This window comes from Ferdinandcohnia sp. FSL W7-1320 (assembly GCF_038050315.1).
Lineage (GTDB): Bacteria > Bacillota > Bacilli > Bacillales > Bacillaceae_L > Ferdinandcohnia > Ferdinandcohnia aciditolerans.
In genome coordinates, this window is the sequence record NZ_JBBPAM010000001.1 from 2,893,281 (window position 1) to 2,905,749 (window position 12,469).

General features: G+C 37.4%; 9 protein-coding genes. 6 read left to right on the forward strand and 3 right to left on the reverse strand.

The window, feature by feature from the left end; all coding sequences use genetic code 11:
- The first annotated feature begins 23 nt into the window (after window positions 1-23).
- The 3 genes from nadE to NST91_RS14425 all read left to right on the forward strand — a co-directional run bounded on the left by nadE (window position 24) and on the right by NST91_RS14425 (window position 2,685).
- Window positions 24-842: an NAD(+) synthase gene (nadE, locus tag NST91_RS14415; RefSeq protein WP_341331702.1), complete on the forward strand. Its 819-nt coding sequence runs from the start codon at window positions 24-26 to the stop codon at window positions 840-842.
- A gap of 123 nt (window positions 843-965) precedes the next feature.
- Entirely contained in the window at window positions 966-1,871 is a 906-nt protein-coding gene (locus NST91_RS14420; protein ID WP_341331703.1) for a WD40/YVTN/BNR-like repeat-containing protein, read from the forward strand.
- Entirely contained in the window at window positions 1,858-2,685 is an 828-nt protein-coding gene (locus NST91_RS14425) for a hypothetical protein (RefSeq protein ID WP_341331704.1), read from the forward strand. The genes NST91_RS14420 and NST91_RS14425 overlap by 14 nt, the downstream gene beginning before the upstream one ends.
- A gap of 27 nt (window positions 2,686-2,712) precedes the next feature.
- Here NST91_RS14425 and NST91_RS14430 read toward each other — a convergent pair whose 3' ends face one another.
- Window positions 2,713-2,928 carry a hypothetical protein gene (locus NST91_RS14430; protein ID WP_341331705.1) on the reverse strand — a complete coding sequence of 72 codons (216 nt, stop codon included), beginning with the start codon at window positions 2,926-2,928 and terminating at the stop codon, window positions 2,713-2,715.
- A gap of 108 nt (window positions 2,929-3,036) precedes the next feature.
- On the opposite strand from NST91_RS14430, the gene NST91_RS14435 reads away from it, so the two are divergent.
- From NST91_RS14435 to glnA, 3 genes are all read left to right on the forward strand, one after another.
- Window positions 3,037-3,618, forward strand: a complete 582-nt coding sequence (locus NST91_RS14435; RefSeq protein WP_341333540.1) for a GNAT family N-acetyltransferase — start codon at window positions 3,037-3,039, stop codon at window positions 3,616-3,618.
- 416 nt (window positions 3,619-4,034) lie between these two features.
- Window positions 4,035-8,522 (forward strand): glutamate synthase large subunit, encoded by a 4,488-nt coding sequence (gltB, locus tag NST91_RS14440; protein ID WP_341331706.1) that lies wholly within the window; start codon window positions 4,035-4,037, stop codon window positions 8,520-8,522.
- An 85-nt stretch (window positions 8,523-8,607) separates the two neighbouring features.
- The gene (glnA, locus tag NST91_RS14445) at window positions 8,608-9,942 is read left to right on the forward strand and encodes a type I glutamate--ammonia ligase (protein WP_341333541.1); all 1,335 of its coding nucleotides are present in this window, start codon (window positions 8,608-8,610) and stop codon (window positions 9,940-9,942) included.
- Between the two features lie 315 nt (window positions 9,943-10,257).
- Here the strand turns inward: glnA and NST91_RS14450 are convergent, their stop codons facing one another.
- Window positions 10,258-10,830, reverse strand: a complete 573-nt coding sequence (locus NST91_RS14450) for a DUF502 domain-containing protein (protein ID WP_341331707.1) — start codon at window positions 10,828-10,830, stop codon at window positions 10,258-10,260.
- A 138-nt stretch (window positions 10,831-10,968) separates the two neighbouring features.
- A complete protein-coding gene (locus NST91_RS14455; protein WP_341331708.1) occupies window positions 10,969-12,219 on the reverse strand; it encodes an MFS transporter in 1,251 nt (416 codons plus the stop codon).
- Window positions 12,220-12,469 lie beyond the last annotated feature (250 nt).

Consider the following 12,469-nt stretch of genomic DNA (forward strand, 5'->3'; position numbering starts at 1 on the left):
AACCACAAAAGGAGGGGAACTTCATGAGTATTCAACAACAGATAATAAATGATTTACATGTAAAGCCAAGTATTGAACCAAAAGACGAAATAAAACACAGAATAGCTTTTCTAAAAGCGTATCTGTTAAAAAGTAAGACAAAAGGATTTGTATTAGGAATTAGCGGTGGCCAGGATTCTACTTTAGCAGGCAAGCTATGTCAACTGGCAGTCGAGGAATTACGAAGTGAGGGGCATGAGGCTACCTTTATAGCTGTTCGATTGCCTTATGGAATTCAAAAGGATGAAGATGATGCCAGAGCAGCCCTCACTTTTATCCAAGCAGACCGTGAAATGACCTTTGATATTGCATCAACAGTCGATGCGTTTGTTTCTCAGTATAAACAAGCGACAGGTGAAGAGATTAGTGACTTCAACAAAGGTAACGTAAAAGCGCGTGAAAGAATGATTGCACAATATGCAGTTGGAGGCATGCACAATTTATTAGTTGTTGGAACAGATCATGCAGCTGAAGCTGTTACTGGATTTTTTACTAAATATGGTGATGGTGGAGCAGATGTACTGCCATTAACAGGGCTAACCAAACGACAAGGACGTGCCCTATTGAAGGAATTAGGCGCAGAGGAACGCTTGTATTTGAAAGTTCCTACTGCAGATTTATTAGACCATACACCACAGCAAGCTGACGAAACCGAGCTCGGAATCTCATATGATATTCTTGATGATTATCTAGAAGGAAAACAAATTTCGCAAGAAGATGCAGATAAAATTGAGAAACGTTATCTCATTACTCAGCATAAACGACAAGTCCCAGCAAGCATGTTTGATGATTGGTGGAAATAGGATAGAGCCTGTTCTAAAATGTGAACAACATTTGGAACAGGCTTATTTTCTATAATTAGCTATTGCATCTTGGAAACATTTGTTAAACTTAAAAGGATTCATAAAGCAAAGGAGCCTACCTTTTTGAAAAAATTGTTCTTTATTGTATCTAGTTTAGTAGCCGTTATTTTGGTAATTTCAATTATTAATTATAAAAGATCATTGAAGGACTCTTCGCCATCAAAAAACATTGTGAACCCTCCAGTTTCAGAACAGAAACCAGCCCCACTGCAACCTATACCTGTCACTGACAGAATTGGATATACATTGCAAAATAATGAATTAAACATCACATATGACAATGGGATTAACTGGGTTACTGTTCCAGTAGTAGTGGATCATTTATTTAGCGGTGAATATAACGGTAACAAAACTGAACTCATTCCAGACAGTTTTATACTTTCCGATAAAAGTGCTGCATTTCTAACTACAATTGGTCCTATAAAATTAATAGCCTCACTGGATAATGGTGCTACCTGGCAGGAATCAATTGTATATGAAAATGCCCCTGCTATTCGATTCCGTAAGGTGGATTTCCTCAATGACCAATTTGGCTATGTCATATTATCCGGTGACAGAACAATGTCTCAAGAATGGTCGTCTATTTTCATCACGAATGATGGGGGTAATTCCTTCCGAGAAGCATCTTCCCCTGGTACAACAAGACTTATTTATAATGGAAGCTTTGTCAATGAGAAGATTGGATTTTTATCGTACGGAGTCATTAATCCGGAAGAGCCTGACTTTTATGTGACCACGGATGCCGGATACTCATGGAATCAAGCCAGCTTTACTATTCCAGAAAAATATCATAAGGTATTCGTTACAGCAGAGGAACCTTATAAAGAAGGTGATCATCTAGCCGTGCTTCTAAATCAAGGGCCAAATGGAGATTATATGGGCGGAAAAGTAAAAGGTAAATTTATTTCATTTGACCAAGGTTTAACCTGGAAGTTTGCTTCGGAGGTAGCACCTAATGACGGACCGTAAAAAACTAGTTGGGTTGATTTTGTTTGTAATGGCTATCGGATTATTTTTACTCCAAATGATCTATTTTTACCTCCATGCTAAATTTTTTGTAGAGTATAGTGACAATCGGCTGTTTTATGTGTTCAATATTGCAATAGCTTTATTGTTTGGTCTTTCAATGATCGTACTATTTAACATGAAACGGACAGCTAAAATAATAAGCATTTTCATGTTACTATTATTTATTTTGATTAATAGTACATTAATTTTTAAACATCCAATACCTCAAATCGTAAGTGTTTCCCCAGATTTTAAGAATATTTTCGTTGTAAAAGAAATAAGGGGAGAAGCCAGGTATTATCGAACCTATTATGGCATTTTCGCACGACAAAAGGAAACGCTTCCGTATCATCTTAAGGGCGAATATAAAATTGACTGGGTAACAAATGATGTGGCTGCTCTGACATATAAGGCAATGGATGATTCACTCCACCAATTTATTGGTACTTATGGCGACCGAGGTAGTGGAATATCTTATTATTATGTAGGCTCAGCCTTATATGGTGAATGGAAAGGGAGCAATAGTTCAATATCTACACATACAGAAGGAATTACAGTTAATCATGGCGGGAGTAAGGAAACCTTTAACTGGGACCAAATCGTTCAATTTGGCACATTAGCTGTTGTATTAGTTGATGATCATGAAGCAAAATGGACAATTGCATTAAATGATGATTTTATAATGGATTCAGGTTCCGGAATAGGTGTGGCAGGAACAATCAGTCTTTTTCAAGCATCGATGGAGCATAAGGAAATACTGATACTAAAAAGATAAGAACGCACAAAGTGCGCTCTCGGAAATTTATCTTCTTTTCTTTTTTGGATCCACAAGCGCACTCTTTTTTACTACAGTAGCTAACTCAACCTGAACATGGACATTTCTTCCATCAATGTCTGTTACATTGATTACTTTTCCTTTTCGACCTTTTATTTTAATTGCATCCTCAACTGCAGGAACATTTTGTACGAGTTGTGTTAATAAGAGATTTTTATTTTCAAAGTAATGAACAACAAACATGCTTATCACCTCATATGAAATTCATTATAAGTGCCCAAATATTCACTTGATAATATATGTGGGAAAACTCTTTTGGTCCATAAAATATAAGATTTTTTTAGGGGGAGAATTACGATGGAAATAAGGGTATACGAGAATACTGATGAAATTAGTTGGTTACGATGCAGGGTATTGGCGTTTCTAGACACTGCCTACTATGACAACGTTTTAAAGGAAAAAGAGAAATACGATAATCCAGCCATTGAATTAGTTGCAACTGAAAACGGAAAAGTAATTGGATTATTGGACATAGAATATGAAACCGAGGAAAGAACTGTTTGCTCGAGAGGAAGCGGACTTGGTGGGATGATTTGGCATCTGGCTGTCCATCCGGATTACAGAAGAAAGGGAATAGGTGCCGAATTACTTAGGAAGGCTGTACAAATAGCAAAAACAAAGAATCTAAATCGATTGGAAGCTTGGACAAGAGATGACAACTGGGTCCGAAAATGGTATGAAACAAGTGGATTCCTCAAGGTAAATTCTTATTTTCATGTATATCTAGAAGGACAAGAGGGACTTGAAACTAAGATACCTAACCTAAAACCAGTGTACTCCTTCGCACACTACTTAGGGAAGGACCTACAAATGATCAAAAACAAGTTTTCAAGGGTACATGAATGTATTTGTTATGAAAAAACATTGAAGTAAAACATAATATTATTATGTAAACTAATAACTTTATTGGAACGCACATTAATCTGGTGCGTTTTTTTAATTCAATAATCACCTCGTTTTGAATTAACCTATCTCAAAATTAGATTAATCTTATCAAAAAATGATATAAACAATGAAAAACACCTATTCGCCATTTTCTACTCTTGGCTATCACAACATAAAATAACAAAACCATACAAAAATTCTACTTTTTTAAGCATATTGAAAGTAGGTATATTAAGGGATCTGTCGTGATTATTATTAATTAATATCAAAATTAGATTGATTTTATAAAAAATTAGCATTGATTAGATGGATAAAAACGGTATAAAATAAAAAACAAGAAAAAAGACGATTTATAACTTAATATCTTAGTTCACTTCTAATAAACAAATGGAAAGGGTGATTGGATGCAACAAATTAGACAACCAAATAAACAGGGGTTATATGATCCTAAATATGAACATGATGCTTGCGGGATTGGCTTTATTGCTGATTTGAAAGGAGAAGCTACACATCAAACGGTAACGCAAGGAATATCCATGCTTTGTCGTATGGAACATCGAGGTGCACAAGCTGGTGATTCAAATACAGGAGATGGAGCAGGAATCTTAACTCAAATCCCGCATTTGTTTTTCCAAAAAGCTTGTTCAAAACTGAGCATGAAGGAACCAGGTAGCTATGGTGTAGCAATGGTATTTTTACCTCAAAATCCTGTGTTAAGAAAGCAATGTCAGGATACTTTTCAAAACATTGTTGAGGACGAAGGACAGGAATTACTAGAATGGCGCACAGTTCCTGTAGATGGGAAGTCTATCGGTGACAGCGCCAGAAAAAGTCAGCCTTTTATATGTCAACTATTTATAGGTAATAAAGTCGGGGATGGCGAGGAATTTGAAAGACTCCTTTATGTGATTCGGAAAAGAACGGAAAAAAAGATACGAGAAGCACAACTCGCTGCTAATGAAACATTTTATGTAGCCAGCGCATCAGCAAGAACCATTGTTTATAAAGGAATGTTAACTCCAGGGCAACTTGACCAATATTATCTTGATCTAAAAGACTACGATTTTCAATCGTCCTTTGTGCTCGTTCATTCTCGCTATAGCACAAACACTTTTCCTAGCTGGGAAAGAGCACATCCAAACCGAATGTTAGTTCATAATGGTGAAATTAACACACTTAATGGAAATGTCAATTGGATGAAGGCCAGAGAAAAAAAGCTTGAATCACTTGTTTGGAAAGACAAATTATCAGAACTTGTTCCAATCATTGACCAGAATGGAAGCGACTCCGCTGCATTTGACAACAGTCTAGAATTTCTAATACGATCCGGAAGATCATTACCTCACGCAGCTATGATGATGGTTCCAGAACCATGGGAGAATAATCCGTCTATGGATAAATCATTAAAAGCTTTCTACGAGTTTCATAGTCATTTAATGGAGCCATGGGATGGACCAGCAGCCTTTGCATTCACAGATGGATTGCAGATTGGCGCTATGCAAGACAGAAACGGTCTTCGTCCAGCGCGATATTATGTAACCGTTGATAATACGATTATTTTTGCTTCAGAAGCAGGTGTTATCGATCTTGAACCTGACCAAATTCTAGAAAAAGGAAGATTAAGTCCCGGAAAAATGCTACTAGTTGATTTAAATAAACAAAAAGTAATTCAGGACGAAGTAGTCAAACGCGAGATATCAAATGAGCACCCCTACCAAAAATGGTTAGAGTCAAATCGTATTCATATTAATCAATTAAAATCTTTATCTCATGAACAAAAAGAGTTCCCTATCTCAAGATACCAGCAAGTATTCGGTTTTACTTTGGAGGAAATCAAGCAAGTGATTGGTGCAATGGCGGTCGAATCAAAGGATCCTATCAATTCAATGGGGAATGATATGCCATTAGCCGTTCTTTCAAATCAATCACAGCTCTTATACAACTATTTTAGACAGCTTTTTGCACAGGTAACAAACCCTCCAATCGATGCAATTCGGGAGAAATTCGTGACATCAGCATCCACTCTACTAGGAGCAGAAGGAAATCTACTCAATCCAACTGAAAGTAGCTGTCAGCGTATTCGATTGGAATCACCTATTTTATCAGATAATGAACTGGCAAGACTTCAAGAACATTTCAGACTAAAAGAAATTCCAATGTTGTTTAGAGCAGAGGATGTTGAAGGTACACTGGAAACGGCTTTACAAGACCTATTCAGTAGGGTTGATGAGGCGATTCAAAATGGACACACCCTTATCCACTTATCTGATAGGCATGTTACTCATGAATGGGCACCGATCCCTGCATTACTTGCAGTAAGTGGACTGCACCACCACCTAGTACAACAGGGAACTAGAACAAATGTAAGCATTATTGTCGAAACAGGTGAAGCTCGTGATGTTCATCAACTAGCTATGCTAATTGGTTTTGGGGCAGATGCAATTAATCCATACCTCGCATTGGCAAGTATTGAAGATCTCGTAGCAAACGGGGAGCTTCAGGAAGAAATCAATATAGATAAGGCTATTCATAATTATACAAAAGCCATAACAGAAGGTATCGTAAAGATCATGTCAAAAATGGGGATTTCTACGATTCAAAGTTATCGTGGTGCCCAAATATTTGAGGCAGTTGGGATTGCTGAAAATGTAATCAATCAATATTTTAAAGGAACACCATCAAGTTTAGGTGGGATTACCCTAGATATTGTTGCAAAAGAAGTTTTGATGAGACATCAACTTGCCTTTAATGAGGCAGAAACAACAATAAAACCAGGAAACGAGTTCAAATATAGGAAAGATGGAGAACTCCATGCTTTCAACCCAGCAACCACACATGCATTAAAAACAGCTTGCCGGAAAAACGATTATGAGCTTTATAAAAAATATGTAGAAAAAGCAAACCAAGAGCAACTTATTTTCATTCGTGACTTGTTTAAGTTTAAAGAAACAACACCAATTCCAATTGATGAAGTAGAGCCTGTGGAATCAATTGTTCGCCGATTTAAAACCGGTGCGATGTCTTATGGTTCATTAAGTCAGGAAGCACACGAAACTTTAGCAATTGCAATGAATCGACTTGGAGGTAAAAGTAATAGTGGTGAAGGCGGCGAACATTATGACCGTTTTACCCCTGATTCCAACGGTGATTCCAGACGTAGTGCAATCAAACAAGTAGCTTCAGGAAGATTTGGAGTTTCCAGTCATTATTTAGTAAATGCAGATGAAATTCAGATTAAAATGGCACAAGGTGCAAAACCGGGTGAAGGCGGACAACTACCAGGAAATAAGGTATACCCTTGGATTGCAGAAGTACGTGGTTCAACTCCGGGAGTTGGACTAATCTCACCACCACCACACCACGACATTTACTCAATTGAGGATCTTGCACAACTGATTCACGATTTAAAAAATGCAAATCCATCAGCAAGAATTAGTGTGAAACTTGTTTCGAAAGCAGGGGTAGGGACGATTGCAGCCGGTGTTGCAAAAGGTTTAGCAGATGTCATTTTAATCAGTGGTGCAGATGGAGGAACCGGTGCAGCTCCTCGATCAAGTATTAAACATGCAGGAATGCCTTGGGAGATTGGACTTGCGGAAACTCACCAAACACTTGTTTTAAATGGACTTCGTGATCGAGTGATACTTGAAGCCGATGGAAAAATGATGACAGGACGCGACATCGTAATGGCTACTTTATTAGGGGCAGAAGAATACGGATTTGCAACGTCTGCTTTGGTTGTCCTTGGTTGCGTACTTGTTCGACAGTGTCACTTAGACACCTGTCCAGTCGGAATAGCAACACAGGATCCAGAGCTTAGGAAGAAATTCCTTGGTAAACCGGAACATGTTGAAGCGTTCATGAGATTTATCGCTCAAGATGTACGTGAGATTATGGCTCAATTAGGTTTTAGAACCATTAACGAGATGGTGGGTCGTACTGACTTACTTGTACCAAGTGATCATGCAACTTCACATTGGAAAGCGAAATATCTTGATTTATCTAAAGTACTGTTTCAACCATTTTCAGGTAATGGACCGCAATACAACAAGAAGAAACAGGACCATGGACTTGAGCATTCTCTTGATTATAAGGAATTACTAAAAGTATGTAAACCTGCACTTGACATGCAGCAACAAGTGGAAGCGCAATTTCCAATCCAAAATACAAACCGAGCAGTTGGAACGATAGTTGGCAGTGAAATCTCCAAGCAGTATGGGCGAAAAGGTCTTCCTGAAGATACTATTCGACTCACGTTCACAGGATCTGCAGGTCAAAGCTTCGGTGCATTTATACCTAAAGGAATGACATTAACTCTTGAAGGTGATGCGAATGATTATGTTGGAAAGGGATTGTCTGGAGGAAAAATCGTAGTTACCCCATATGAAAACTCAATATTTATTCCTGAGGAAAATACGATAATTGGAAATACTGCCTTCTACGGAGCCACTTCAGGTGAAGCCTACATTCGCGGTCTAGCAGGGGAACGTTTCGCTGTTAGAAATAGTGGCATGAGAGCTGTTGTAGAAGGAATTGGCGATCATGGACTCGAGTATATGACTGGTGGAGTGGTTGCAGTTCTTGGCTCGATTGGGAAAAACTTTGCAGCCGGAATGTCGGGTGGTATGGCTTATGTTTACGCAGACGATTTTGTTCATTTCCGAAAGCAGTGCAATGTAACACAAGTGGATTTAGATACTATTAGAGAAGAAGATGAGCACCAGATTCGACAACTACTTGAAAACCACTATACATTCACAGGAAGTACAAAAGCATCCATTATTCTGAACCATTGGGACGATCATCTAGAAAATTGGATAAAAATCATTCCCAAAGAATACAAAAAAGCATTACAACAACAAGAAAAGCCGAATGAAACATTAATAAAATAACACTTTTCCAATGGCTAAAGTGATTATTATACTATTCTATCTTTCTATCAAAACAGATTTCAAAGGAGGAATTGGAATGTCACCCATACATTCATATTCAAGAGAACAAATTATTCAAATCGTGAAAGAGGAAAATGTTCGGTTTATTCGATTACAATTTACTGATTTATTTGGTCAAATTAAGAATGTTGAAATACCTGTTAGTCAGCTTGAAAAAGCATTGGATAATAAAATGATGTTTGATGGTTCTTCTATCGAAGGCTTTGTTCGAATCGAAGAGTCTGATATGTATTTATACCCAGACTTGAATACATTTGTTATATTCCCATGGACAGCAGAAAAAGGAAAAGTAGCCCGCTTCATTTGTGACATTTACCATCCAGATGGAACTCCATTTGAAGGGGATCCTCGTAGTAACTTAAAAAGAATGTTACATGAAATGAGGGAACTGGGCTTCACAGAGTTCAATGTGGGTCCTGAACCTGAGTTTTTCTTATTTAAATTGGATGAACACGGCGATCCAACTCTCGAATTAAATGATCAAGGTGGCTATTTTGACTTAGCACCTACTGATCTAGGAGAAAATTGCCGCCGAGACATTGTCCTTGAACTAGAAGAAATGGGATTTGAAATTGAAGCATCACATCATGAAGTAGCACCTGGCCAACACGAAATTGATTTTAAATACCAGGATGCATTAAAAGCGTGTGATGACATCCAAACATTCAAACTAGTCGTTAAAACCATTGCTCGTAAGCACGGTCTACATGCAACTTTTATGGCAAAACCTTTGTTTGGTGTTAACGGTTCAGGAATGCATAGTAATCTATCATTATTCCGCAATGGAGAAAATGCCTTTTATGATAAAAAGGGGGAATTGGAACTAAGTGAAACAGCGAGACAATTTATTGCAGGAATTATGAAGCACGCAACAAGCTTTACAGCTGTTACGAATCCTACAGTAAATTCTTACAAGCGCTTAGTACCTGGCTATGAAGCACCGTGTTATGTTGCTTGGTCGGCAAGAAATCGCAGTCCGCTAATTCGTATTCCCGCATCCCGTGGTTTAAGTACTCGTGTTGAAGTTCGAAGTGTTGATCCATCCGCAAATCCCTATATGGCAATGGCTGTACTTCTTGCTGCAGGGTTAGATGGGATTAAAAATAAGTTAACTCCACCAGCACCTGTTGATTCAAATATTTATGTAATGTCAAAAGGGGAGAGGGTTGAAAATGGGATTGTAGATTTACCAGCAACCTTATCAGAAGCACTGGAACATCTAAAACAAGATGAAGTTATAAAAAATGCATTAGGTATCCACTTACTTGAGCATTTTATTGAAGCAAAAGAAATAGAATGGGATCAATTTAGAGTATCTGTTCATCCTTGGGAAAGGGAACAATACATGAAGAATTATTAAAATAGGCTCTTTTCTAACAGATTGTTGTTTTTAAATGTAAGGTGATTTCCGCTCCTGGTACTCGCTTCACTGCGGGGTCTCGCCTGGCTCGCTATTCCCGCAGGACGTTGAATTGCTTCCTTGAAACTACACCGCACGAAGAAAATGCCAGCATTTTCGAGGATTTCGTACCATCCACTGAAATCACTGAATGGACAAATAATATATCCCTTGCATAATCGGATCAAAAAGCAACAAAGTTTACGATAACAGCCTTAAAATAAAAGGAACGCACTCATGTGCGTTCCTTTTGCATTATTCAATAGAGGGGATACATTATTTAGAAGTCATCCCACCCGATACTACAAATTTCATAGCATCCTCGGGCTTGACGTCAATAATTTCAATCTCATCTTTCGGTATTAGGAAGGTGAAGCCCGCGATTTGGAATGTTTGTTGTATATATACAGCTACATAATCCTTTAATGGATCATAAAAGCTTTCTACATCTTCAGTTGTAATAAAACCAATTGCTTTTACATCCGTACCCGGTATCGTTACAAGTGCGACTTTTGAAAATGATTTCTTTTCTCCAAGAAAGGAGTTAAATGTGTCCTTTATAACAGTGTAAAGAGTTTTGATTAACGGAATCCTTTCTAACAGTCTGTCAACCAATCGAAAGATAGCCCCGGCAAATACTCTTGTTGATAACCACCCCAAGATTGTGATGACTACAAACGTGAGTAAAAGGCCAATTCCTGGAATATAATCTTCTCGAAAATAGGGTTTCAGGAAGTTCCCCAAAATCCCATCTAAAAACAAAAATACTTTAAAGACAACATACACAACTAAAATAATCGGAACAATTGTCAAAATACCATTAATAAAGTTTCGTAAAATACTTTTCATATCATTTTCTCCTCGTATCCCTTTTCGACTAAATCACCACTGCTTAAAGATTTTACACTATGGCCAAATAAGAATACAAATGAAAATGGTTCTATTTTTATAAGGTAGAATAATAAAAAAGGGCAAAAGCTCGAAAAGTTAGCTTGCCCTTTTTTCCAATTCATTTAGTCGATTCGGTTCAGGTAATAAGAGATTCATAAACGCCGCAATGAGAACAATAAAGATTGAAAGATATAAAGATAAGTCGTAATTCCCATAATGACTAAATAAAAGGCCAGGAATATAAGCACCAAGTGCGGACCCAATTTGATGACTAAGAGACAAACATCCAACAATAAAACCAATTGAATACTCTTTAAAATATTGGGTTACCAATAATGAAGTTGGTGCAACTGTAGCAAAATCAACGAATCCAAAAACGGCGGCAAATATTAATAGCAACACAGTATTATGTGAGTAGACTAGAATACCAATTGATAGTGCGCGTGTAAAATATATGAACACTAATAATTTACGGCTACTCCAGTAATCAATGATAACACCTGAAAGAAGGATTCCAACTATATTACAAGCTGCTAAAATACTTACAGCTGTACCCGTCACAGTTGGTGAAAAGCCATGGTGATGGGATAAAGGTATTAAATGTGTATCCATTAATCCTGTTGTCGTAAACCCACAAACAGCAAATGGAAGCATTATAAACCAAAATTGACGCATTTTAAAAAGCATGCTGAGCGAAACAGGTTTCTTGGAGAAATCTGACTTTGTTTCCTCTTCCTCGATAATTTTTCCACCTAAAGGCTCCATTGCTTTTTCATTCGGGTGATTACGTAAAAAGAGTAGAACAATAGGGAAGACGATTATGACTAATAATGCCCCTAGTATAAAAATGGTTGTTCTCCAATCAAACCATTGAATTAACATTAATGATCCAGGAACAAGGAGCATTTGTCCAAAACCAAAACCTGCTTCCATGATTCCTAGCGCAAGCCCTCGCTTTTTATTAAACCAATTCGTAATAAGAACCGTCCCTGCTACATTTGATGCACCACCGACTCCAATTGATACAAGGGAGTAGAGGACAAATAATTGCCATGGCTGTGTAACGAAAGTGATAAAAAAGAAACTAACCCCTACAAGTAGGGTACTAATCGATAATATAAGTCGTGCACCATACCTGTCTATCAACCTACCAATAAAAGGCTGTGATAATCCATAAATGACAAAACTTAGTGTGGAAATAAGTGAAGTAGTTACCCGATCCATATGTAAATCATTTTCCCATGGTTCTACGAATGCCCCGAACGCAAGCCTTCCACCTTGAACTGCTAAGAATGTGAGGAATGTAACAAAGACAATCATCCACGCATAATGAAATTTACTCTTCATTTTGATCTCCTTCGTTTAATGATTGTATTAGGTCGTACAAATAAAAAAAGGCAAATGAATATTCCATTGGCCTATCGCTTTGGTCAATATATTAGAATAATAGTACCAAACTTTTATCAGATATTTCAATTATTTTTTAATAGTCTTATAGATAATCATGTCAATGGCCCTTCCTTTCATGAAATCACAACATATTTTATTAGTATATTTCATTACAAAAAGGAGGGAGTGTCATGAGTAGGAGAAGAAG

Coding starts and splice junctions, on each gene's coding strand:
- NST91_RS14430 (WP_341331705.1), bottom strand. CDS start 2,928: ATGTTTGTTGTTCATTACTTTGAAAATAAAAATCTCTTATTAACACAA.
- NST91_RS14425 (WP_341331704.1), top strand. CDS start 1,858: ATGACGGACCGTAAAAAACTAGTTGGGTTGATTTTGTTTGTAATGGCT.
- nadE (WP_341331702.1), top strand. CDS start 24: ATGAGTATTCAACAACAGATAATAAATGATTTACATGTAAAGCCAAGT.
- gltB (WP_341331706.1), top strand. CDS start 4,035: ATGCAACAAATTAGACAACCAAATAAACAGGGGTTATATGATCCTAAA.
- NST91_RS14455 (WP_341331708.1), bottom strand. CDS start 12,219: ATGAAGAGTAAATTTCATTATGCGTGGATGATTGTCTTTGTTACATTC.
- NST91_RS14450 (WP_341331707.1), bottom strand. CDS start 10,830: ATGAAAAGTATTTTACGAAACTTTATTAATGGTATTTTGACAATTGTT.